Source organism: Collinsella sp. LCP21S3_A9 (genome assembly GCF_052118785.1).
Lineage (GTDB): Bacteria > Actinomycetota > Coriobacteriia > Coriobacteriales > Coriobacteriaceae > Collinsella.
In genome coordinates this window covers 1-24361 of the sequence record NZ_JBQKGN010000024.1, presented here as the reverse complement: position 1 = coordinate 24361, position 24361 = coordinate 1, and the positions used below count along the sequence as shown (strand labels likewise).

The window sequence follows — 24361 nt, the reverse complement described above, 5'->3', positions numbered from 1 at the left end:
TGCGACACATCTGGTGTGTCCATCCTCGCAGTATCCGGTTCTCAAGGTGCACGCCTGCGCCGGTTCCCGGTCCGACCGGGCCGCGCGGCAAGGAGATATATTGCCAGACCGCGAAGCGATGTGGGACGTCAATTCCACTCTTCATAAGTCCTACACAATATATCGCTTCCTATATAAGTAATAGAAAGGCTGGTGCAGAAATACTGCACGTATCAGATGATGACCCTTCGGTTAAGAGATATATAAAGATCGGTCACCTGTAAGTGTCTATCTACCCGCGCTTTTGCTATATAAACCAGCGCCTTAGATAAAAAGAGGGAGCGCCGCGCACAGCGCGACACTCCCCTAGCGATTCAAGAGAATCAATTAGGCCTCGAGAGCCTTCTTGGCGATGGTAGCCAGCTCGTTGAAAGACTCGATGTCCTCGTAAGCCATCTGAGCCAGGACCTTGCGGTCGAGCTCGATACCGGCGACCTTCAGGCCGTGCATGAACTGAGAGTAAGAGATGTCGTTCAGGCGAGCAGCAGCGTTGATACGGGTGATCCAGAGAGAGCGAATCTCGCGCTTCTTATTGCGGCGGTCACGGTACTGATACTGCAGAGAGTGCTGGACCTGCTCTTTAGCATGCTTGTAAGTACGCGAAGCGGCACCGTAGTAACCCTTCGCACGGTGCATAACGGTACGGCGCTTCTTCTTGGCGGCAACAGCGCGCTTAATACGTGCCATGTTCTATCAACTCCTAGACGGTTAAACGAAAAACGGGAACGCTAACTTAGGCGAGACGCGACTTGATGACCTTGCGGTCGGCAGCGGCGATCTCGGTCTCCTGACGGAAGCCACGCTTACGCTTGGTGGACTTCTTGCTCAGGATGTGGCTCTTGAAAGCCTTGGCGCGCATAAGCTTGCCGGTACCAGTCTTGCGGAAACGCTTCTTGGTGCCGCTGTGGGACTTCATCTTAGGCATGAAATACTCCTTAATCGGTTACAGAACACTAGTTACTTAGTATCACTTGCCGCTTTATCCTCATCAAAGGCGCCCTTAATTGGGGCGAGCAGCATAAGCATGTTACGGCCTTCCATCTTAGGCTTGGACTCGACCGTAGCGTAAGGCTTAAGATCCTCGGCGAGACGCTCGAGAACGTTAAGACCCTGCTCCGGGTGAGCCATCTCACGGCCGCGGAACATGATGGTGATCTTAACGCGTGCGCCCTTCTTGAGGAAACGCAGAACGTGGCCCTTCTTGGTCTCGTAGTCGCCAACGTCGATCTTGGGTCGGAACTTCATTTCCTTAACCTCGACCTTGGACTGGTTCTTACGAGCAGCCTTGGCCTTCATGGCCTGCTGGTACTTGAACTTACCGTAGTCCATGACCTTGCAGACCGGCGGCTCCGCGTTGGGAGCGATCTCGACAAGGTCGAGACCCTGATCGTCGGCGACGCGCTGGGCATCGCGGATGGCGAACAGGCCGAGCTGAGAGCCATCGACGCCAATCAAACGGCACGAAGATGCAGTGATCTCGTCGTTGATGCGGGTGTCATCAGACTTAGCTATTTTCCCTACCTCCATTCATAAAAAAATAACCCGGCGCTTTTTTGCAACCAGGTCGTACACATAGACATCCTCGATATGAGGAAGAGAATCTAAGTTGTATGACCAGTCAGCTGCTCATTGGCGCCAAAAGGTGGGAACCCTCGGGTTCCTCTTTAGGGCATTGCGGAAACAACGCCTTGGCGATAATAACACGTACCGCTCGTTATCACATTACATACACGAAAAAGGGGGCCTCGACCCCCTTGAACGCTCTTTTGCATGTATGGTGCCCGAGGCGAGACTCGAAGGGCCTTCGCTTCGCGAAGCCCCGGGCTTCGGGCGCATGGCGCCCTCGCCACGCTCCGCTACAAACAGGCCACAGGCCTGTTTGCTTAACGCTCCGCGCGCTCACGCGAGTTCGGCACGAAAAAGGGGGCCTTAACCCCCTTGAACGCTCTTTTGCATGTATGGTGCCCGAGGCGAGACTCGAACTCGCACGTTGTTGCCAACGGTGGATTTTGAGTCCACTGCGTCTGCCAATTCCGCCACTCGGGCACGTATTGCGTGAGTTAGTTTATCACAGCTTTCCGTAGATTAGTCCGAAAATGGAACTTCGAGCATTTCGATGAGTTCGACCGTGCGGAGCATCTCGCGCTGGCGGCATCCGCGACCGTCGACCGAGGCCTCGCCCATCTGGTTATCGTAGGGGTCCTCACGCATACCGTCAAAGACGGGTTCAAACTCTGCCTGGAACCGACAGTTTGCCACCATGCGCCATGGATCGAGGTTGCCAAAGTAGTGGCGGCGGCGCCATTCCTCCCCCATCCTGCGTGCCGAGGATCCAAACGAGACATCGGCGTTAAGCCAACCCGTCTGCGGTGTATAGAACTCCGCCCAGTCATGCGAGCCCACCGAGTCGGGCGCAACGTACAGGCCGCTCTGCCAACGTGCGGGCACGCCGGCGATGCGGCACATGGTGATAAACGTGAGTGCCATAACACCGCAATCACCGCGAAGCGAATGCGCGCAGTCATCGGCGATAGAGCCCAGAAGCAGATACGGTGGCTGGTATCGATAGTCGATATGATGCGTCAAATAATCATAGATAGCCCGAGCGCGGTCGAGCTGATCCTCGAGACCATCGATAACATGTTCGGTCAGCTGCTGCAGATACGGCGTGAATGCAATATGCGGTCGGTCCTCGGAAATATCCTTGGGCAGCGGCGCGTCCATACACGGATGCGCCGGAAGCGCTCCCCCGTAGATATCGCAATAAGCGGCATCAATCAGATAACGATAGGTCACTGAGAACGATCGATCAGCCGAGGAAACCCACGAGGCGGTACGCGCCAAAGCGTTCGCGGGAGCAAGGACCCCCTCCGGCGTCATATCGAGAATCTCGATATGAGACTGCTGGCGGCAGGCTGCGGCAACGGGAAGCCACGCGCGAACGGTCTCCCCCTCCAGAGCACCGGGAACAGACACGGATGCTTTAAGCGTAATGGCATGAGACAGCCCGCCCTGTGATTCCATCTTCTTAAGCATCTGGTTGCGCAGCGCAGTTCCATCCGTAGAATCGGGACGCAGGCCCGGAACCTCCTTGGGATACACACGCAAAGAATCAAGGAAGTTGTCGAGAACGAACAGTTCACCATCGATAAAGCGCCAGTCGATGCGCTTGCGATCGATCAGGTCGTCAAACTGATCCTCGGTAAACTCCGGCCACTCCTCGCGGATCATCGCAATAGCCTGATCGTGCGACACCGAAAAATGAAACGACGTCTCGATCATGCGATACCGCTCGGCACGAACGCAAGCGGCCAACGAGGGATCAGGGCCCTGCTCCAAAAGACGGTCGCAAGCCGCAACAGCCTGCGCCAGGTACCCGGCGTCCTTGAGACGAAGGATCTCAGGTGGCAATCCAATGTCGAGATGACGAAAATCATCGCAACAAACATCAACAGAGCAACCAACGGGGCCCTCGGCAACAACCTTTCCATCGGCAGGCAAAACATTAACGACAGCCATAACCACTCCCACGCAGAACAACAACCCGAGACCATTGTACCGACATAAAAAGAAAGCCCCAACAAGGGAGCCATCAACACCGCTGAGCGGTAGTCAAATAAATAATTCAGCCCAGTAACCCCGTAGCGAGTTAACGAAGGAGGCCCCGTTTCCCCGGAGCTGATTCCATCGCGCGACTTCTGGCGAAGCCAGGTGAGCGCGAGGGAAACAGCGTAGGGGAAACGGGGCCTCCGGCGGGAAGTTAAACCGCTACTTACGCCTTGTTGACGGAGCCAAACTCCTCCATGAGCTCCTTGGTGCGGGCAACGATGGCCTCGCGACCGGGCTTCAGGAGCTTGCGGGGGTCATAGCCCTTGCCCTGCTGATCCTTGCCAGCCTCAACGTACTCACGCGTGGCGGCAGCGAAGACAAGCTGCAGGTCGGTGTTGACGTTGATCTTGGAGATGCCCAGGGAGATGGCCTTCTTGATCTGATCCTCGGGGATGCCGGTACCACCGTGCAGAACGAGGGGCAGGTCGCCGGTCTGAGCCTTGATCTCGCTCAGACGCTCGAAGGAAAGACCGGCCCAGTCGGCGGGATACACGCCGTGGATGTTGCCGATGCCGCAGGCGAGGAAGTCGACGCCCAGGTCAGCAATCTGCTTGCACTCAGCGGGGTCAGCGAGCTCGCCGTTGGAGGTCACACCGTCCTCGGTGCCGCCGATGCCGCCGACCTCGGCCTCGATGGACATGCCCTTGGAATGGGCAAGCTCAACGAGCTCCTTGGTGCGATCGAGGTTAAGCTGGAAGGTTTCCTCGTGAGAGCCGTCATACATGATGGACGTGAAGCCGGCCTCGATGCATTTGAAGCAGTCCTCGTAAGAACCGTGATCGAGGTGAAGGGCGACGGGAACGGTAACACCCGTGGCCTCGACGGCAGCCTTGACCATGTCGGCGCAGACCTTGAAACCGCCCATCCACTTAGCGGCACCAGCGGTGCACTGAAGGATCAGCGGAGACTTGGCCTCCTCGGCGGCCTGGAGAATAGCCAGAGTCCACTCGAGGTTGTTGGTGTTGAAGGCACCGAGAGCATACTTGCCGGCCTCGGCCTTCTTGAGCATGTCTGCTGCGTTGACGAGCATAAAAGAAACCTCCTGTAAGGTTGCTCCGATAACGCATGAGATTTTACCACGGCGTACCCGAGCGTAAACGTTCGTTTGTTCACGAATATCGTCCAAACAGACTTTTTTTGACCGTTTGCCCTACGGAATCGGCCCGTTGGGGAAAATATCTTGACGTTTGGACACTTCTCGTGCTTAAGCAGCTGACTACAAAGCTACATCTGCATGAAAGGGTTCTGCATGAGCTCGCGCGCCATAGTGGTCGAATCACCATGCCCCGTTAAACAAACGGTATCGGCTGGAAGCAGCTGGGCGAGCTTGGAGAGCGAGCGCAGAATCGCCGCCTCGTCTCCACCGGCGAGATCGGTGCGGCCGTGGCTGCCCGGGAACAGGGTGTCGCCAACAAAGGCGATGCTTCCCTGCTCGGTGGCGGCGAACAAGACAATGCCACCCGGTGTGTGACCGGGCGTCTCGATCACCTGCAGGCAGATATCACCCAATTCAATCGTATCGCCCTCAGCAAGCAATCGCGTCGGCTCGCCCGGATCGGGCGTATCGATGCCCCACATCGCTCGCTGCTCCTCGATATTCTCACGAGATACCAACACGTCCTTCGCACCTAACTCATATAGGAAACCCTTACCGACGGCGGCTCGCACTCCGGCAACGCCACCTACGTGATCGGCATGGCCGTGGGTGCAAACAGCGCCTAGCACGCGCGCGTCAGGATGCTTGGCATAGATATGTTCCACAAGACGCTCACCTTCCCAGGCCGGATCGATAATCAGGCATTCGCCGCTCGAGATTACGGCGTAACTGTTGGTCTGAATGGGGCCGTTTACAAGCGCCTCAATCGAAGCCGTACCCCGAGGGGTTAAGTCCAAAGCCGCAGTGACCATGAGCACGTCCTCCTTCTACAAGCGTCGAGGCATCAAACGATGCCTCGAACGTAGCCAATATCATTACCGTTGTGCGTTCGTCACGCCTATACGCGACGCTTAAGCTGAGCCCCACCCTCGCCAGGCATCAGACGGCGTGCGTCATAGACCGAGTCGACACTGCTGATGGATGCCAGCAGCGGATCCAGACCGCTCGCGTCCGAAATCTCGACCATAAAGCGCAGGGTCGCAATGCCCTCGCGGTTGGTCGAGGTAGCGGCGGAAAGGATATTTCCGCCTGCATCGCCAATGGCGATGGTGACATCCTTGAGCAAGCCCATACGATCCAAGCACTCGACAACGATCTCGACCTGGAAAAGCGTATCGGCAGCACCATCCCACTCCACGTCAATCATGCGCTCGGGGTGTTCCATGAGACCCTTGACGTTGGGGCAGTTGGCACGATGCACCGAGACGCCTCGACCGCGCGTGATAAAGCCCACGATGTCGTCGCCCGTCACCGGATTGCAGCAATGCGCCAGACGAACCAGCAGGCCGCTGTTGCTCTCGCCCTTGACGATAATGCCGTTACTTGCACTCTTGCCACGCTTTTGCGGTTTGCGGTTGGAACCGCGGGCAGGCTGCTTGACGACCTCAGCGATGGCTTCGGCCTTGGTGAGCTGCTCCTCGGGCTTGGGATCCAAGATTTGCTCGACCTTATTGCCCACAGCGCGCGGGGCGACCTTGCCCGCGCCAACGGCTGCGAACAGGTCCTCGAGTTGCTTGAAGTTAAACTGCTCCGCCACGGCATTGAGTGCACGCGTGGATCGCGGCGTAGAGATGCCGTACCCGCGCTTGCGCAGGTCCTTGGCCAGCATATCGCGACCGGCAGCAGCGTCATCGTCTTTGGTCGCAGCGGCGAAGTAACGGCGAATCTTTGACTTGGCCGAAGGCGTCTTGACGATCTTGAGCCAATCGCGCGACGGCTTGGAGCTCTTGTTAGTCAGGATCTCGACACGGTCACCCGTCTTGATTTCGTGCGTGAGCGGAGCCACCGCACCGTTGATTTTGGCGCCGACGCAGTGGTTGCCGACCTCGGTATGAACAGCGTAGGCAAAGTCGAGCGGTGTAGAGCCCGCACGAAGCGCCATGACCTCACCCTTGGGCGTAAAGACAAAAATCTCCTGGTCAAACAGGTCGACCTTCAGTGAGTGCAGATATTCTTTGGCATCGGTGATCTCGTCAGAGGCTGCCCAATCGAGCGAGTGCTTGAGCCAGTTAATCTGATCGTCCAGACGCTGTGCGTCGTTGGTCTTGGAGGCAGACGATCCGCCCGATTTCTTATATAGCCAGTGGGCGGCGATGCCGTACTCGGCCTGCTCGTGCATCTCGTAGGTTCGAATCTGAATCTCGAGCGGACGGGCCGTGGGGCCGATAACCGTCGTATGGAGCGATTGGTAGTTATTGACCTTGGGCATGGCGATATAGTCTTTAAAACGACCGGGCATGGGATGCCACAAAGTATGCACGGCACCAAGCGTGGAATAGCAATCGCGCACCGAATGGGTGATGACGCGCAGCGCCACCAGATCATAAATCTCGGAGAACTCCTTGCCCTTGCGCTTCATCTTTTGATAGATGGACCAATAGTGCTTGGAACGACCGTTGATCTGAAAACCCTCAAGGCCAATGCGGTCGAGCTCATCGGTAAGCGTCTTGATAGTCTCGGCCAGAAAGCGTTCGCGAACCTCGCGTGACTCTGCCACCATGCGGGCGATGCGCTGGTAAGCGTCGGGTTCAAGGTAGAAGAAGGACAGATCCTCGAGTTCCCACTTGATAGAGCTCATGCCCAGGCGGTCGGCCAGGGGCGCATACACATCCATGGTCTCGCGCGCCTTAAACAGGCGGCGGTCCTCGCGCAGGGCGGCAAGCGTGCGCATATTATGCAGGCGGTCGGCGAGTTTGACGATGATGACGCGAATGTCCTTGGACATGGCGAGGAACATCTTGCGCAGCGTAAGCGCCTGCTTTTCGTCCATGTTGTCGACTTCGATGTTGGTGAGCTTGGTCACGCCGTCGACGAGCTCTGCCACGGTTTCGCCAAACAGACCCGAAACATCGGCAAGCGAGGTATCGGTATCCTCGACGGTATCGTGCAGCAATGCAGCGCACACCACATCGCAGTCCATCTTAAGGTCGGCCAAAATGATAGCCACCTCGACGGGATGGTTAATGTACATCTCACCCGAGCGCCGCTTTTGGTTGCAGTGCTTCTCGGCAGCAAAGCAGTAGGCCTGCTCCACCTTGGAGAAGTCATCCTCACTCATATATTTAAGGCACAGGCGCTCCAGCTTGTCGTAGCTGTCCGCCATAATCTCGGGCGGCAGATCATCGGCATGCGTATAGTGCTCCATCTCCGAAAAGGGCTGGAGGGCGGAATCATGGGCGGTACGGGCTGCGGCATCCATCGAGGTCCCCTTCCCTAGGCCCGCGGTACGATCGGGCGGTTAATTTTGGTAAGCATATCAGAAGCGCACGAATCGAGTGCCCAACTCCGGAAAGCCGAGAACTCCATGCGCGAGCGCAAGCCCTCCAAATAGCGGATCGACCTGCTCAACTGCACGCGCCCGGGGTTTTCGGTCATCGCGATGCGACGGGTATCGTCAAACCCCGAAACGTGACAGAAACCGAGCTCTTCGAAGATTCCCAAGCCGCTTGCCACCGAACGCTCATCGACCGGCGTGCGCGCGTCGATTGCAAGGCACATCTGCGCAATGTCGATATCGCTTGCGCAGAATGAATCGTCCCCCGTCTTGCCACGATTGGAGCGCCACATGGTCTGCAGCGCCCGATAGAGCGTGACAAGCTCATCGCGCTCGGGCGCGTAACAATCGAGCAGGCGCTCATTAATACGAGCGTCACGAGACGAATAGAGCAGGTGAATCACGGCAGGCTGCCCATCGCGGCCGGCACGGCCACTCATCTGGTTAAACTCAATCGCGCCAAACGGCATGTGGTAGAGCACGACATGGCGGATATCGGGCAGGTTGACGCCCTCACCGAAGGCCGAGGTTGAAACGATGCAGCTCAGGCTGCCATCTCGAAACGCCTCCTCGACGCGTCGACGATCGGAACGCGCAAGCCCGGCGTTATAGAACGCGATATGGGTCGCGCAGTCGGGCACACGTTTGCGCAACGTCTTGGCAAGCGCCACGGACTGGTCGCGCGAGTTCACGTAGATGACGGTCTTCTCCCCCGTCGCAACGATCGAAACCAGGCGATTTTCACGGCTCGCAAGGTCACGATCGTCCTCGAGTTGTAGGTTCTCGCGAACGGTCTCGTCGACCACCGTGCTGGTAATCGGCAGTACGCGAGCAAGCTCTGCCACAACTGGAGCCGTCGCGGTAGCCGTTGCCGCCATGACAACGGGGTCGCCCAGGGCTTTAAGAATATCGGGCATATCGAGGTATGCACTCCGGTCACCACCCTTAGCAAGACCGGCATGGTGCGCCTCATCGATAACAACGAAGCCAATACGTCCAGAACGCGCAAATCGATCGCGGTGGATAGACAAGAACTCGGGCGTCGTGAGAACGATACCGGTGCGACCCGAAGCAAGGCCGGCGAACACGTCATCGCGTACGGCCTCCACGGTCTCGCCAGTCAGCACGCCGACACCAATGCCGAGCGCGGCCATCGTCGAGGAAAGGTGATAGGCCTGATCAGCAACGAGCGAACGCAGAGGATAGACAAAAATGCTCGCACGCCCGCGAAGAACCGCCTCGCGCGCGGCATGCACATGGAAAATCAGAGACTTGCCACGCCCCGTCCCCATAACGGCCAAAACGCTCTGATGGTCGGCAAGCGCGTCGAGTGCCTCGACCTGCGCGCGATGCGGCTGGTTCGAGCCGATAAAGCTATGGATAAGCGAGCGCGTGAGCTCGGTATAAGAAAGCTGGGCGAGCGTCTCGCGTTTACGCGACTCCAGGCGCAGACCAGAATCCGCCGGTTGCACGCCGCGGCGGAGCTCACATGCCGGATCGTCGATATTGGGCGCCGCGGTATCGCGCACCAAGACATCTTTGATCATGAGCTTGGGCTTCACACGTCCCTGCCAATGCTCGGCCACGGCCTCGAACACCAAGTCGACGGCGCTGTCGCAATTGATGAGCCTATCGATCTGCGGCACGCGGAACATGATGGCCGGCACACTCGCGGCACCATCGGTCGCCACAAAGCGCATGTGCTCGCCGGTTTTGCCCACCACGGCGCGATCGCACATCGTCACGCCCTCGGCGGCCAGAAGCGGCACCTTATTGCCCTGGCCAAACGGCTCAAGACGGGAAATTTGCTCGATGGTCTCGATATTTAGCTCGGAGAGATCAACGGTGGCGGCAACCTCGTCAGTGTCCTCAAAGTCCTCGGCGGGAAGCTCCGATAGCACGGCCGAAAGGCGACGGCGGAACTCATCGAGCTTGGATGCCTCGATGGTCACACCCACCGCACCGGCATGCCCGCCGCGACGAATCAGCAGGTCGGAGCAACGCTCGACGGCATCGAACAAGTTGATCTTGCCCACCGAGCGGCCCGATCCGCGCGCAACGCCACCCTCGATCGAGAAGAGCAGCGCCGGCACGTGATAGCGATTGGTCAAGCGGCTCGCCACGATGCCCTTGACGCCCTCGTGCCAGCCCTCGCCGCCCACGACGATTGCGCGCCCGCCGTCATAAGTCTCCTCGACCTTCTCCATGGCATCGCGCGTAAGCTCGGCCTCGATCTCGCGGCGTTGGCGATTGATTTCCTCGAGCTCGGCGGCAAGCGCGCTCGCTTCGATGGGGTCGCGGGCAAGCAGCAGGTCGAGCGCCAGCTTGGGATCGGCCATGCGGCCGGCAGCATTCAGACGGGGGATGAGCGAAAACGACAGGCCGTCGGCCGTAATGGTAGAAAGGTCGGCCTTGGCAAGTGCGGCAAGCGCGATATAGCCGGGACGGGCCGTCACGCGCATCTGCTGGATGCCCTCGGCGACCAGTGCGCGATTCTCGGGCGTAAGCGGCATCATGTCGGACACGGTGCCCAGCGCCGCGACCTCTATCAGCGAACGCCAATACGACGGCTTGCCCAAACGCTCGCCCAGGACCTGCACCAGCTTGAGTGCCACGCCGGCACCGGCAAGCTCGCGCGAGGGACCCTTGTCCTCGAGCTTGGGGTCGGTCAGGGGCACGCCCTGCGGCACCTGGTCGGACGGCTCGTGATGGTCCGTGACCACCAAATCGATCCCCAGGCTCTCCAGATAGGAGGCCTCTTCCTTGGCGGCAATGCCGTTATCGACGGTCACGATCAGCTGGGGGCGAGCGAGCTCGTTAACGCGGTCGAGCGCCGCACGCGACAGACCGTAGCCCTCGTCAAAACGATGCGGAATAAACGGCGTGACGTTGGCGCCAAACGAACGCAGCGCCTCGGTCAACAGACAAGTCGACGTAATGCCGTCGACGTCAAAATCGCCAAAGACGGCGATGCGCTCGTGGCTGCGAATAGCACGCTCAACGCGGTCGACGACGACCGCCATACCCGGAATAACGAGCGGGTCCGCCCAGTCGCGATCGAGCGAAGGCGTCAGAAAAAGCTGGCCTTCCTCGATGGATGTAATGCCGTGCGCAACCATAATGCGCGCCACCAGCCCGGGTATGCCCAGGCCAGCCGAAAGCTCCTTTTCGAGCTCGGGGTTTTGCTGAGCGACCGCCCAGCGATGCGTTGTCTTAAGCGATGACATAGGCGCCCACCCCCGATAGGGGCAGGTCGCCGCGATACCTCTCACGGTTCATAGCGATGAGTCCTCTGTGTATGCCCGCTTCGGCAGGCAGATCTGTTGAACGGATTTATTATACCGTGCGGCGCGGACGCACAACGTCCAGCACGCCGTGGTTTCGATAAACGAGGGCGGTAATAGCCTCGAAATAATCGGGCGTTTCAGCCACACGGACGCATGCGAGCGTCTAGCATATCCATTCAAAACGGATTCACGAGCAAAGGGAGTCACAAGCGCATATGAAGCAATGGGTTGGACTGGGTAAGTTCCTCGCGGGGCATATGCAGATCATCGTTCCGATTTGCGTGACGCTTGGCGTGCTCTTTCCCCAGCAGATCGGCGTACTCAAGCCCATCGTCCCCACCCTGTTTGCCTTTATGACGTTCCAAGGTGCCCTCAGCAACACCTTCCATCAGGTAGCCGAAGTATTCCGCCGTCCGCTGCACCTGATTTTGGCGCTGCTGGTCTCGGCGGTGCTTATTCCCATAACAGCCTATGCCATGGGGTCGCTGTTCTTTGGCTCCAACCCCAACCTCGTCTGCGGTATCGTGCTCGAGTACAGCGTACCTGTGGCAGTCACTGCCTTTATGTGGATTAGCATGTTCGGCGGCAACGGCCCGCTCGCGCTCACCATCATCCTGACGTCCTCGGTTATCTCTCCCGTTACGATTCCGCTCACGCTTAAGCTCTTGCTGGGCGCCACCGTCTCGATCGACGTGCCGGGCATGATGCAGAACATGGCCTTCATGATCGCTATCCCCGCCCTGCTCGGCATCGTGATTAACGAACTCACGCGCGGATGGGGACACGAGAAGCTCTCCCCCGCGCTCTCGCCCGCCTGCAAGTTCATGATGATGGGTGTTATCGCGTCGAACTCCACCGCCATGAGCGAGTACGTGCTGCACATGAACGCGGTGCGCTTGGAAGTCGCCCTCTTTATTTTGATCTTCGCCATCAGCGGCTTTGTCGTCGGTATTCTGGTCGCCCGCGCACTGCATCTGCCGTATAGCGAAACGACTACCATGTGCTTTACCTGCGGCATGCGCAACATCTCTTCGGGCGCCGTCATCGCCACGCAATACTTTCCGGGCGAAGTCGTATTTCCCGTCATGTGCGGAACGCTGTTTCAGCAGGTACTTGCCTCGCTTATCGGGCATCTCTTTGAGCGTCTAACCGGCGAGGAGCGCGCTGCCCAGCGCAAGCGCGTCGAGGCCGGCCGCGACGCCATGGCACGCTAGGCTGTCCACATTACGCGGGTGTTAGTCTTGCTATACGAGCGTTTCCAGATGTGCGCGCAGGCGCTCAGCATCGATATCGAGCGTCGTCTCGGCATTGACCTGGGCCAAACGATAGCCGACAAAGTAGGGCGAAACCACCCAACGCGGCAGCGCCTTGGCAATGGTCCGACCGCCCAGGTGATAGAAGAACAAGTTGTACGACTCTGCACGGCCACCGTGGTGCTCGTTTAGGATATAACGCAGAGCTACCTGGATCGCATCGGCGAAGAGATCCGCCTCGGCTTGGTCCCGCGTGTCATCGCTGGCGGCGATTCCCCGCGGAGCTGAAACGTTGACCTCAAAGAACCCCATAATCGGTTCGGTTGAGATGTTGACCGCAATTCTCCCCTGTTGCCAGACATTGATGCCTTCGAAATTGGCGGAAGTCAGCGAAGCATAGCCATCTTCCTGCTCCAAACCCACAATCTGCATGTGCGGATGAACGAGACTACCGCCCGAGAGCGGACCCTTGTTCTTGTACATGAGCACGCTTCGATACTGCCGTGAATCGATCATCTGCTGCCAGCAACCCAGGGCAAACCGCATCACATGATGCAGCTCGTCCGGCGCATAGGTCACCAGGTCTGCGTCATGGTCGGCCGACTCGATCAGCACGGTTTGACGGGTGGCGCGCAGGGTCTTGAACTTATTCTCGAGCCAGATACAGTCACCGTCGCGCCGGATGATATTGGCGAGTTCCTCGGTATCGCAAAAGGGGCACGCGGTGCCAGGGCGCCGGTTGTCGTCGGGCTTCCCGCTCGCCTGCTGAACGTCAAATACCAGGGGCACGGGTTATACCTCCAGCGGCACGATCTTGGTGCCATGGAGCTCGGAGACGCCCAGTGCCGCAGCCACGGTATCGCGGTTGGCCGTGGAAATGCCGCCGCCGGGAAGGATGGTCAGGCGATCGTCCGCGTAGTCGATAAGGTGCGACAGATGCTCCAGGTTGTCCTCAATCGGCGTGCCGGCGGCACCGCCATGCGTCAGGATGCGCGTTATGCCGCAGTCGGCGAGCGTGTCAATCGCGTCGAGCTGAGCCTCGGGCGAGAGCTGGTCAAACGCCATGTGAAAGGTGATGTCGATGGGCTCGCGCTTGCACTCCTCGGTCGCGCAGCCCGCAGCCATCACAAGGGCGCCCAACGCAAGTTCATCGAGCGCCCATCCGCCGGCACAAGGCTTGCAGCAGCCAAAGACCAAGCCATCGACGCCGGCACTTACGGCAAGGCCCAAGTCCATCTCCATCATGCGCAGCTCGTCCTGGTTGTAGTGAAAGTCGCCGCCACGCGGACGGATCATGCACATCACCCGTGCATCGTGCTCGCGAGCATAGCTGGTCGTAGCGCTGATAACGCCGGCCGAGGGCGTGGTGCCACCAACCGCAAGGTTGTCGCACAGCTCAATGCGTCCCGCACCGGCCGCAATGGCCGCCGGCACCCGCTCAAAGTTCTCGGCACAAAACTCGTACAGCATAGATAGACCCCCAGATGACACTTCTATTTCCACACGGCATTGTCGCACTTTAAATACCAAGCCAACGGATCATTTCAAAAGGGGCGCTGACCGAGTTGGTCAGCGCCCCTATTACTGGATGGATTAACCACCAAGATAAGCTTTGCGGACGTTGTCGTCGTGCAGCAGCTCTTGGCCGGTGCCGGTCATGGTGATCTTGCCGGTCTCGAGCACGTAGCCGCGTGTGGCGATGGAAAGCGCCATCTGCGCGTTCTGCTCGACCAGGAGCACCGTGGTGCCGGCCTTGTGCAAATCCTCGACAATCTGGAAGATCTGCTCGATCAGGATCGGCGCCAGACCCATGGAGGGTTCGTCGAGCATGAGCAGCTTGGGGTTACTCATAAGGGCACGACCCATAACGAGCATCTGCTGCTCGCCGCCCGAAAGGGTGCCGGCCACCTGGCGACGGCGTTCCTTCAGGCGCGGGAACTGCTCGTAAACACGCTCGAGGCCCGGGGCAACCGTGGACTTGGGCTGTGTATAGGCACCCATCTCCAGGTTCTCCTCGACCGTCATCTGCAAAAAGGCACGACGCCCCTCGGGTACCTGAGACAGGCCCTTGCCAACCAGCTTGTCGGCGGGCGTATGGATAATGTCCTCGCCCATAAACTTGATGGAGCCGGTCTTGGAGCGCAGCAGGCCCGAGACAGTCTTGAGCGTCGTGGACTTGCCGGCGCCGTTCGCGCCAATCAGGGCCACGATCTCGCCCTCGTTAACGTTAAAGGAGATGTCCTTAATGGCGTGGATGGCGCCGTACCAGACGTTGATGTTGTAGACGGAAAGCATCGGCTCTGCCATTTAGTTCTCCCCCTTATCCTGCTTGCCCAGATAAGCCTCAATAACGGCTTCGTTGTTCTGGATTTCCTCGGCCGTGCCCTTGGCGATGACCTTGCCAAAGTTAAGCACGCAGATACCCTCGCAAATATTCATGACAAGCGACATGTCGTGCTCGATGAGCATGATGGCAATGCCAAAGGTGTCGCGAATCTTGACGATGTTCGCCATGAGCTCCGCAGTCTCGGACGGGTTCATGCCGGCGGCAGGCTCGTCGAGCAGTAGTAGCTTGGGATTGGTGGCAAGCGCGCGGACGATCTCCAAACGACGCTGAGCGCCGTAAGGTAGCGAGCCGGCCTGCTCGTTTGCCAGATGTTCCATATCAAAGATAGACAGAAGCTCCATGGCGCGCTCATGGGCGGCCTTCTCGTGCTTCCAATACGTCGGCAGGCGCAGCACGCCCTCAAAGCCGGAGTAGCGCTCCTGGTTGTGCAGGCCGACCTTTACGTTGTCCTCCACCGTCATGGTGTTGAACAGGCGGATGTTTTGGAAGGTACGAGCGATACCCATGCGGTTGACCTGGTAGACGGACTTGCCCGAGGTGTCCTCACCGTCGAGCAGGATGGTGCCGTGCGTGGGCTGGTACACCTTGGTGAGCAGGTTGAAGACCGTGGTCTTGCCGGCTCCGTTGGGGCCGATGAGACCGGCGATCTCGGTCTTACCGATGGTCAGGCTAAAGTCGTCGACCGCCTTGAGGCCGCCGAACTCAATGCCCAGGTGGATGCACTCGAGCGCCGGGCGCTCGCCCAGGTCGCGGTCGGGAACGATGGCGCCAGAAGGATACGGGACCATCTTGCCCTTGTTGAACTCAAACTTACTGGGCATCGGTTGCCACCTCCTTCTTGGAAGCAAAGCGGTCCTTAATGCGCGCGAAGAACGCCTTGAGCTGCGGGTTGTTAGTAAAGACCATGACCAGAATCAACACGATGGCGTAGATGAGCATGCGGTAGTCCGAGAACTGACGGAGCAGCTCGGGGAGCACCGTGAGCAGCGCCGCCGCGATGACGGAACCGCGCATGTTGCCCAGACCGCCCAGGACCACGAACACCAGAATGAGAATCGACGTGTTGAAGTCGAACTTAGTAGCGGAGAGCTGCGAGAAGTTACCGCCGAAGAGGGCTCCGGCAGCACCGGCGAGAGCGGCGGAGACCACGAAGGCGATCATGCGGTACTGGGTGACGGAGATACCCACGGACTCGGCAGCGATCTTGTTATCGCGCACGGCCATGATGGCACGACCGGTGCGGCTGCGGACCAAGTTGAGCACAATCACGAGCGCAACCATAACCAGGATGGCGCCAGCAAGGAACGTCGAGTAGGTCGAAACACCAGATGCGCCCTGGGCACCCTTGATGATAGCGGTGCCGTCTTCGAGCAGGTGTAGGTCGTCGATCGTGGAATTGCCCGTGATGTTAAAGATCACGTGCAGGCCGCGGGAATCGACGCCCACAATGAGGCAGGTAACGATCTCTTTGATGATCTCGCCAAAGGCCAACGTTACGATGGCCAGGTAGTCACCGCTCAGGCGAAGGACCGGAATACCGATCAGGAAGCCCAGAATGGCAGCGGCGATAGCGCCGACCACAATGCTGATGATCAGACGCACCGGGTCGGACGGAATGGCGCTCTCCAGCGCGACGGCGGTGACGATTCCCGTATAGGCGCCGACGCTCATAAAACCCGCGTGGCCTAGCGACAAGTCGCCCGCGATGCCGACGACGAGGTTGAGCGAGATGGCCATGACGATATAGGCCGTGATGGGAACCAGCTGACCGACAATCATGCGCGGAATCATGTGGTTAGACTGCATAAAGAACACGATGGCGAACGCCACAACGCACATGGCGTACGTGACAAAGTCGTGACGCGTCTGCTTGTCTGTAAGAAACTTCATAACGCTCACCTACACCTTCTCGGGTACGTACTTGCCCAAGAGGCCGGCAGGCTTGACGAGCAGGACGATGATCAAAACGCCAAAGACGATGGAGTTGGCAAGGCTCGTGGAAATGTAAGCCTGCGCCATCGCCTCGATGATGCCGATGAGAATGCCGCCGACAAAGGCACCGGGGATGGAGCCGATGCCGCCGAAAACGGCAGCGTCGAAGGCCTTGATGCCAGGCATGGCGCCCGTGGTGGGCTGCAGAACCGGCGAGTAGGAGCACAGGAGCACACCGGCGATGGCGGCAAGGGCGGAGCCGATGGCGAACGTCATCGAGATGGTGCGGTTGACGTTGATGCCCATGAGCTGGGCGGCGGCCTTGTCCTCGGACACGGCGCGCATGGCCTTGCCCATCTTGGTCTTACCTGTAAAGATCATCAGACCGGCCATGATAACCAGGCAGGCGACGATGGTGACGAGCGAGACGGCACTTACGTTGAACTTGGCCAAGAACTCCGGCACCGGGAAGGTGACGAGCGAAGTGAAGTTCTTGGGCGTGGCGCCCCACAGAAGCTGCGCGGCATTCTGCAGGAAGTAGGACACACCGATGGCCGTGATCAGAACGGCCAGCGGGCCTGCTTGGCGCAGCGGCCTATAGGCCAGACCCTCAATGAGAACACCGAGAACCGTGCAGACCACACAAGAGAGAACTACAGATGCCCAGCCCGGGAGGCCGAGATACGACGTGGCGCAGAACGAGACATAGGCACCGACCATGATGACATCGCCGTGAGCGAAGTTGAGCATCTTGGCGATACCGTAGACCATGGTGTAGCCCAACGCGATGATGGCGTAGACGCTGCCCATGGACAGGCCGTTGACCAGGTATTGGATAAAGACCGTCATGTTCCACATCCCCCTTTCGAATAGGTTTCCAGTTGATGTATGAAACAGGGACGTTACGTTGTCCCCAGATACCAAGCAAGCAGGGAAGGCGAAAACCTCCCCTGCTTGGGATCAAAACCGCTCTATGTAAGGCGGCCTATTAGGCCAGTACGTACTTGCCGTCGGTGATGACATACGCCGTAGGATCCTTCTGGACCTGGCCCTTGTCGTTCCAGGAGAGCTTGCCGGTCAGACCGTCAACGGTAATCTTGAGCATAGCCTTGGGCAGCTTCTCGGCAACCTCGGTCGGGTCGGCGTCGACACCAAGACCGGCCTCCTTGAGGGCCTCGGCCACCGCGTGCACGCCGTCGTAGGCATCGGCGGCAAACTGGTCGGGGGTATCGCCGTACTTATCCTTGTAAGCGTTGACGAAGTCGGCGTTCTTCTCGTCGTCGGCGGAGAACGGGGTCATGAGCAGCAGACCCTCGGCAAGAGAGGTGTCGAAGCCCTCGACGCCCAGGATACCGTCCATGCCGTCGCAGCCCATCATCTTGACGTCGTAGCCCATGTCCTTGGCGTTCTTGAGCAGGACGGACGCCGGCGTGTAGTAGATCGGCGCAAAGATCATGGTGGCGCCGGCCTGCTTGGCCTTGGTCAGCTGGTTGGTAAAGCTCGTAGCGGAGTCGTCCTTAAAGGTCTCCTCGTCAACAATCTCGAGCTTAGACTCAGCGGCCTGAGCCTTAAAGGAATCTGCAATGCCCGAAGAATAAGCGTCGCCGGAGTTATAGAACAGCACGAACTTCTCGTCCGCATACTTCTCTGCCAGGAACTTGGCAGCGTTGACGCCCTGGTTGGGGTCGGTAAAGCAAACCTGGAAGACGCAATCCTTTCCGTCGGTGACGTCCTCGGAGGACGCGGACGGGGTGATCATGAATGTCTTGGGGTCGTTGCTGCACTCTGCGGCAACGGCAACCGACGCACCCGTGGTGGTCGGGCCGACGAGGGCCTGCATGCCCCAGTCGAGCAGGTTATTAAAGGCGTTGACGGCCTTCTCGCCGTCGGCCTGGTCGTCCTCGGCCTTGCTGGCAAGCGGCAGCTCCTTGGTGGAGAAGTCCTTGCAGCCAAGCTCGACGCCCTGGGTAACGGACTTGCCGTAAGACGCGGCGGCACCGGTCAGCGGGCCAATGGTGCCGATCTTAAACGAAGCGTCGCTCGAAGCGGAACCGCTGTCGCCGCCGTTGGAGGAGCAGCCAGCTAGAATGGACATCGCCCCCAGACCTGCTGCGCTCGCGATAACGCTCCTGCGATTCATAACAGGGTTCAATGACTTACCGGTGAGGCTCGACATGCGGCTCTCCTCTCAAATCTCGTCGGGTTTCGGTTACCCGACAGGCCATCCTCCGCCGTCTTCGGCGTTCGCAAAATAGTAGACGCTTTAGTTGAGAAAAGTGGCGATTATTTCAACTTTTCTTTTGCCTTGTCCATTTATCCATAATTATGCGTATTTCTGTCGGTTTATACAGTTTAGCGACTTTATTGTGTGAAAGTAATGTTTCCGTTCTGTTACAAGCTTTCCTGCCCTGAATAACATGGCCCCACCGGTCTCGTTATATGCACTTAGGCGGCGATGTACTTGCCGTCCTGAATCACATAGGCCGTAGCGGGCTTCTCGACTTGGCCCTCGTCGTTCCACGTGAGCTCGCCTGTCAGGCCCTCAATCTTGATCTTGCGCATAGCCTTGGCAAGGTCGCCGGCAATGTCGGCGCCGTCGACCGTAATGTCGATGTCCGCCTCATCGATCGCCTCGACAATCGCGTGGATGCAGTCATAAGCATCGGCGGCAAACTGGTTGGGCGTCTCGTTGTAGGCGTCCTTATATGCCTTGACGAAGTCGGCGTTCTTCTCATCGTCGGCAGAGAACGGGGTCATGAGCAGCACGCCCTCGGCAAGAGAGGTGTCGAAGCCCTCAACGGAGAGCAGGCCGTCCATGCCGTCGGTGCCCATGAGGGTCATGTCGTAGCCCATGTCCTTGGCGTTCTTGAGCAGGACGGACGCCGGCGTGTAATAGATCGGGGCAAAGATAAGCGTGGCGCCGGCCTCCTTGGCCTTGGTGAGCTGGTTGGTAAAGCTCGTTGAAGAGTCGTCCTTAAAGGTCTCGGTATCGACGATATCGAGCTTGGACGCCTTGGCCTGCTCGGCAAAAGCGTCGGCAACGCCCGAGCTATACGTATCGCCGGAGTTGTAGAACAGGGCGATCTTGGCGTCTGCATACTTCTCGGCCAGGAACTTCGCGGCGCTGGCGCCCATGGTGGGATCGGTGAAGCAAACCTGAAAGACCGTGGTCTTATCCTTGGTGACGTCGAGCGACGAGGCCGAAGGCGTGACCATGAGCATATCGTCGGCGATCTCGCCCGAGACGGCGACGGCGGCACCAGTCGTGACGGGGCCGACGAGCGCCTGCATGCCCCAGTCGCACAAGGTATTGAAGGCGTTGATGGCCTTCTCGCCGTCGGCGACGTCATCCTCGGACTTAAGCGAGAGTTTGAGATCCTTGGTCGAGAAATCCTTGGCGGCGAGCTTGGCACCTTTCTCGGCCGAAACGCCATAGGTTGCCGCGGCGCCGGTCAGAGGGCCGATGACACCGATCTTGAAGGTCTTACCGTCATCGGCGGAGCCGCCGTCCGAGCCACCCGACGAGCAACCAGCGAGTGCGGCAGCGCTGCCGAGCGCCGCGGCGCCGGCGAGAAAGTTCCTACGGCTGAGCATGCTGTTGATGTTGAACATGGTGTCCCCCTTTTTTTCGCTGGCCGCGGTGCGGCCGTCTTGCGGTACGGGGCAAACCTTATGGCGCAAACGTTGACAGTTTGTTACGGAAGTTCGTTTGTAGCGAGCATGTTTCCAATGTTTCCGCAGCGTTTCGGGGGTGCCGTTTTGTGCGACTCCTGTTGCCTGGCGAGCACGCGCTCTCGGTTCACGCTAGAATGCACTCAACATTACTTGATCAATCAATCTATAAGATGCACGAAGGAGCTATCTATGAGCGAACCCCTGCGCACCGTGAACGTCGGTCTGATCGGTCTGGGAACCGTCGGCGGCGGCGTGGCCCGTCTGATCAAGAGCCACCACGATGAGTACCTGGCCGCCTACGGCATCGACCTTAAGCTGACCCGCGCCTGCGCGCTTGCCTGGGAGCAGGCCGAGGCAGCCGGTATTGAGCGCGAGGCCTTTACGAGTGACTGGCATGACGTCGTTACCGACCCCGCCGTCGATATCGTCGTCGAGCTGATCGGCGGCGAGCATCCCGCGACCGAGATCTTCACCACGGCCTTTGAGCACGGCAAGCACGTCGTCTCTGCCAACAAGGCCCTGTTGGGCCGCCACGTCGAGACGCTTGCCGAGAAGGCGCGCGCGTGCGGCGTGCAGATTAAGTGCGAGGCCAGCTGCGGCGGCGGCATCCCCATCGTGAGCACGCTCGAGCACGACCTGGTGGGCAACAAGATCCTGACCATCGCCGGCATTCTCAACGGTACCACCAACTATATCCTGTCGCGCATGGACGCCGAGGGCGCCGATTACGCCGACGTGCTTGCCGACGCGCAGGCCAAGGGCTACGCCGAGGCCGACCCGTCCGCCGACGTCGACGGCTTCGACGCCGCCAGCAAGACGGCGATCCTCGCCTCCATCGGCTTTGGCACCCGCGTGACCACCGATGATGTGTACCAGCAGGGTATCCGCACCATCGGCGCCGAGGACATCGCCCAGGCCCGCGAGCTCGGCTACACCATTAAGCTGCTCGGCATCGCCCGCAACACCGACGCCGGCGTCGACGTCCGCGTGCATCCCACGCTGATCCCCGCCGACCACATGCTTGCCAAGGTCAACGGCGCCATGAACGCCGTCTACGTGGTGGGTGACGCCGTGGGCGAGACCATGTTCTACGGCGCAGGCGCAGGCTCCTTCCCCACCGCGAGCGCCGTCGTGGGCGATATCCTGTCGCTCTCCGAGCAGATCAGCCGCGGCGTGGCTCCGCTGCCCGAGATTGAGCCCTATGGCCACAACCTCGCCTTTAAGCCCATGGACGAACTCCAGACCAAGTATTATGTGCGCCTGAAGGTCGCCGACCGCGTGGGCGCCCTGTCCGAGACGGTCGATATCTTTGCCAAGCACAACATCTCGATCTCGCTCATCAACCAGGTCGAGGACGGCAAGTCGGGCGTCAGCGATGCCTGCTCGGTCATCTTCCTGACGCACCGCGCGCTCGAGAAGGACGTCCAGGCTGCCGCCGCCGAGCTTGCCAGCGTCGACTGCGTGGCCGAGGTCGCCAACGTCCTGCGCATCGAGAACGTCGAGGCCTGGACCGAAGGCGTCATGGCCAACTAACCCAACGCTCGCCTAGCAATACGAGCTTTGAGGGCTCCCGTCCGATGTGGGACGGGAGCCCTTTTGCCTCCTGCCCTAAGCACAACGGCAGAGCACATTTGCGCGAGCCGCTCATCGGTAACGCGCGCTACCGTTCACCGATATGCAAACGCGGTCGATTCCGGCTACCGCTACGCTGGCTGAGAATGCCCGCCCGCGATGAGAGGAAGCACTATGTTGCTCGAGGGCAAGAAAGCAATCGTCACCGGAGGCACGCGCGGTATCGGCTATGCCATCGCCTGCCGTTTTATCGAAGAGGGCGCCGCCGTCACCGTCTTTGGCTCGCGCCAGGAGACTGCCGACGCGGCCGTTGAGAAGCTGGCGGCCGCCTATCCCGACGCCAAGGTCTGGGGCCGCTCCTGCGACCTCACCTCACTCGAGGCCGTGACCGAGGCTTTTACCCAGGCTGCAACCGACATGGGCGGCCTGGACACAGTCGTCAACAATGCCGGTATCTCCCAGCGCTCGCCGCTTTTGGACTACACGGCCGAGGAGTTCGCCAAAGTCATGGACCTCAACGTCGTCGCCGTCTTTAACGGTCACCAGGCGGCCGCCAAGATTATGACCGAGGCCGGCCACGGCGGCACCATCACCACCACGAGCTCGATGGTCGCCAAGTACGGTCAGCCCTCCGGCGTCGGTTACCCCACGTCCAAGTTTGCCGTCAACGGCATGGTCCAGTCGCTCTCGCGCGAGCTCGCCCCCATGGGCATTCGCGTCAATGCCGTCGCACCCGGCGTAACCAAGACCGATATGGTCGCCAACCTGCCCGAAGAGGTCATCAAGCCCATCATCGCCACCATTCCGCTGGGGCGCATGGGCGAGCCCGAGGATGTCGCCAACGCCTTTGTTTTCCTAGCGAGCGACATGTCCTCCTACGTCACGGGCGCCGTGCTCCCCGTCGACGGAGCCGCCCGCTCCTAAAGGTCGCAAGCCACGACTTCGAACCTCAACGAGGCCCAACGCAAAAGGCGCGCTGCCTGCATCAACCGCAGGCAGCGCGCCTTCTTCTGTTTGTAAGGGAAACAGCGTCCCGGTATTTCAGCTCAGAACGGGACACAGCTTCCCTCAGGGCCATGTTTCGGAAAATGCGCCCCGTTTTGAACGCCAATTCTGGGACGCGCTTTCCTCAAGGCCTTTGATTCGGAAAGCGCATCCCATTTTGAACCTTCAGACTGGGACGCGCTTTCCGGCAGGAGTCCAAAGCGGAAACCGCATCCCACTCTGGGCGTGGGACTGCGGACAAAAAGTTGGACCGTTGAGGTCCGGAACGGAGTCCTCATGGCATACAGTAGGAGAATGGTGGAGAGGGCCAGGGCGCTTCGCGGCGCCGGGCTCACCGTCATGGAGATAACCGAGATACTCGGCGGGCCCGGCAAGACGTCCGTCTGGCGCTGGATCAGGGACGTGCGCAAGCCCGCGGGAAGGGCCGGTGGAGGAATGGACCTGCCGCGACTCGTCGGGGACGGCCCCGACTACCCCGACATCGACCCGGAGGACAAGGACGCCCTGATCGAGCGGCTCAGGCTCGAGAACGCGGTGCTGAGGGCGGTGCAGGACGTTTTAAAAGCCGGGAGCCTCGACGGGATGTCGAACAGGGAGAAGACCCTGGTGATAGACCGCCTGAGGCCTGCGGGGAAGTGGTCCTTGAGAGAACTCACCGGCTTCTTGAGGATATCGAGGAGCTCCTATGACTACCAGCGCCGCGCGATCGCCAGGCCGGACCGCCTGGCGCCGCTGAGGGACGTCGTGCGGCGGGTGTTCCTGGAGGACGGCGACGGCGCGCGCGGCTACCGGTTCGTGGTGCGCAGGCTCCGCGAGCTCGACGACCCCGTGCGCGTCTCCGAGAAGGTCGTCCGGCGCATCATGCGCGAGGAGGGGCTCGTCCCGAGGTGGATGAGGAGGAGGGCCGGCGCCTACAGCTCCTACGGCGGCGAGGTGACCCCCGCCCCGCCGAACCTCGTGCGCCGCGACTTCCGCTCGGCCCTGCCGAACTTCCTGTGGCTCACCGACATAACCGAGTTCAGGCTGCCGACGGGCCGCAAGGTGTACCTGTCCGCCATCAGGGACTGCTTCGACTCCTCGATCGTCGCCTGGCGGGCGGGCTGTTAGCGTCAATCTATTTTTCACCAGTTTCGCTAAACAGGCGCGCCGTTCGCGCAAAGGCGGTTTCACCGGTTGCGCTAACGTATTTTCACCGATTCCGGTCACGGCTTG

At 59.7% G+C, this 24361-nt stretch carries 20 protein-coding genes and 1 tRNA gene; 4 read left to right on the top strand and 17 right to left on the bottom strand.

The window, feature by feature from the left end:
• Positions 1-366 precede the first annotated feature (366 nt).
• The 9 genes from rplT to recJ all read right to left on the bottom strand — a co-directional run bounded on the left by rplT (position 367) and on the right by recJ (position 11305).
• Complete coding sequence (gene rplT, locus ACTQ05_RS08465; protein ID WP_006234421.1) at positions 367-726, bottom strand: 50S ribosomal protein L20; 360 nt, start codon at positions 724-726, stop codon at positions 367-369.
• 46 nt (positions 727-772) lie between these two features.
• Positions 773-964 carry a 50S ribosomal protein L35 gene (gene rpmI / locus ACTQ05_RS08460; RefSeq protein WP_006234422.1) on the bottom strand — a complete coding sequence of 64 codons (192 nt, stop codon included), beginning with the start codon at positions 962-964 and terminating at the stop codon, positions 773-775.
• Positions 965-996: 32 nt separating this feature from the next.
• Positions 997-1566 carry a translation initiation factor IF-3 gene (infC, locus tag ACTQ05_RS08455; protein ID WP_006234423.1) on the bottom strand — a complete coding sequence of 190 codons (570 nt, stop codon included), beginning with the start codon at positions 1564-1566 and terminating at the stop codon, positions 997-999.
• Positions 1567-1998: 432 nt separating this feature from the next.
• Positions 1999-2085: transfer RNA gene (locus tag ACTQ05_RS08450), tRNA-Leu, on the bottom strand.
• Positions 2086-2124: 39 nt separating this feature from the next.
• On the bottom strand, positions 2125-3558 hold the full coding sequence (locus tag ACTQ05_RS08445) for a transglutaminase-like domain-containing protein (RefSeq protein WP_441538838.1): 1434 nt from the start codon (positions 3556-3558) through the stop codon (positions 2125-2127).
• 253 nt (positions 3559-3811) lie between these two features.
• Entirely contained in the window at positions 3812-4678 is an 867-nt protein-coding gene (gene fba, locus ACTQ05_RS08440) for a class II fructose-1,6-bisphosphate aldolase (RefSeq protein ID WP_154517212.1), read from the bottom strand.
• Between the two features lie 194 nt (positions 4679-4872).
• Positions 4873-5556: an MBL fold metallo-hydrolase gene (locus ACTQ05_RS08435; protein WP_441538836.1), complete on the bottom strand. Its 684-nt coding sequence runs from the start codon at positions 5554-5556 to the stop codon at positions 4873-4875.
• 86 nt (positions 5557-5642) lie between these two features.
• The gene (locus ACTQ05_RS08430) at positions 5643-8003 is read right to left on the bottom strand and encodes a RelA/SpoT family protein (RefSeq protein ID WP_154517206.1); all 2361 of its coding nucleotides are present in this window, start codon (positions 8001-8003) and stop codon (positions 5643-5645) included.
• Positions 8004-8017: 14 nt separating this feature from the next.
• The gene (gene recJ, locus ACTQ05_RS08425) at positions 8018-11305 is read right to left on the bottom strand and encodes a single-stranded-DNA-specific exonuclease RecJ (RefSeq protein WP_441064166.1); all 3288 of its coding nucleotides are present in this window, start codon (positions 11303-11305) and stop codon (positions 8018-8020) included.
• Positions 11306-11580: 275 nt separating this feature from the next.
• Between recJ and ACTQ05_RS08420 the strand changes: the two genes are divergently transcribed.
• Positions 11581-12579 carry a bile acid:sodium symporter family protein gene (locus ACTQ05_RS08420; protein ID WP_427794445.1) on the top strand — a complete coding sequence of 333 codons (999 nt, stop codon included), beginning with the start codon at positions 11581-11583 and terminating at the stop codon, positions 12577-12579.
• 30 nt (positions 12580-12609) lie between these two features.
• Here ACTQ05_RS08420 and ACTQ05_RS08415 read toward each other — a convergent pair whose 3' ends face one another.
• The 8 genes from ACTQ05_RS08415 to ACTQ05_RS08380 all read right to left on the bottom strand — a co-directional run bounded on the left by ACTQ05_RS08415 (position 12610) and on the right by ACTQ05_RS08380 (position 20509).
• Positions 12610-13407: a DUF4931 domain-containing protein gene (locus ACTQ05_RS08415; protein ID WP_427796206.1), complete on the bottom strand. Its 798-nt coding sequence runs from the start codon at positions 13405-13407 to the stop codon at positions 12610-12612.
• A 3-nt stretch (positions 13408-13410) separates the two neighbouring features.
• On the bottom strand, positions 13411-14088 hold the full coding sequence (locus tag ACTQ05_RS08410; RefSeq protein WP_427729154.1) for a copper homeostasis protein CutC: 678 nt from the start codon (positions 14086-14088) through the stop codon (positions 13411-13413).
• A gap of 123 nt (positions 14089-14211) precedes the next feature.
• Positions 14212-14925, bottom strand: a complete 714-nt coding sequence (locus tag ACTQ05_RS08405; protein ID WP_229770701.1) for an ABC transporter ATP-binding protein — start codon at positions 14923-14925, stop codon at positions 14212-14214.
• Positions 14926-15786: an ABC transporter ATP-binding protein gene (locus tag ACTQ05_RS08400; RefSeq protein ID WP_427719717.1), complete on the bottom strand. Its 861-nt coding sequence runs from the start codon at positions 15784-15786 to the stop codon at positions 14926-14928.
• On the bottom strand, positions 15776-16855 hold the full coding sequence (locus tag ACTQ05_RS08395) for a branched-chain amino acid ABC transporter permease (RefSeq protein WP_441064165.1): 1080 nt from the start codon (positions 16853-16855) through the stop codon (positions 15776-15778). The genes ACTQ05_RS08400 and ACTQ05_RS08395 overlap by 11 nt, the downstream gene beginning before the upstream one ends.
• A 9-nt stretch (positions 16856-16864) precedes the next feature.
• Complete coding sequence (locus ACTQ05_RS08390; RefSeq protein WP_154517188.1) at positions 16865-17746, bottom strand: branched-chain amino acid ABC transporter permease; 882 nt, start codon at positions 17744-17746, stop codon at positions 16865-16867.
• Positions 17747-17885: 139 nt separating this feature from the next.
• On the bottom strand, positions 17886-19073 hold the full coding sequence (locus tag ACTQ05_RS08385) for an ABC transporter substrate-binding protein (protein WP_427719715.1): 1188 nt from the start codon (positions 19071-19073) through the stop codon (positions 17886-17888).
• Between the two features lie 269 nt (positions 19074-19342).
• The gene (locus ACTQ05_RS08380) at positions 19343-20509 is read right to left on the bottom strand and encodes an ABC transporter substrate-binding protein (protein ID WP_441064164.1); all 1167 of its coding nucleotides are present in this window, start codon (positions 20507-20509) and stop codon (positions 19343-19345) included.
• 252 nt (positions 20510-20761) lie between these two features.
• On the opposite strand from ACTQ05_RS08380, the gene ACTQ05_RS08375 reads away from it, so the two are divergent.
• The 3 genes from ACTQ05_RS08375 to ACTQ05_RS08365 all read left to right on the top strand — a co-directional run bounded on the left by ACTQ05_RS08375 (position 20762) and on the right by ACTQ05_RS08365 (position 24256).
• Positions 20762-22105: a homoserine dehydrogenase gene (locus ACTQ05_RS08375; protein ID WP_427729157.1), complete on the top strand. Its 1344-nt coding sequence runs from the start codon at positions 20762-20764 to the stop codon at positions 22103-22105.
• A gap of 213 nt (positions 22106-22318) precedes the next feature.
• On the top strand, positions 22319-23068 hold the full coding sequence (locus tag ACTQ05_RS08370; protein ID WP_441033393.1) for an SDR family NAD(P)-dependent oxidoreductase: 750 nt from the start codon (positions 22319-22321) through the stop codon (positions 23066-23068).
• Positions 23069-23425: 357 nt separating this feature from the next.
• Positions 23426-24256 (top strand): IS3 family transposase, encoded by an 831-nt coding sequence (locus tag ACTQ05_RS08365; protein ID WP_441064163.1) that lies wholly within the window; start codon positions 23426-23428, stop codon positions 24254-24256.
• The last annotated feature ends 105 nt before the right edge of the window (positions 24257-24361 follow it).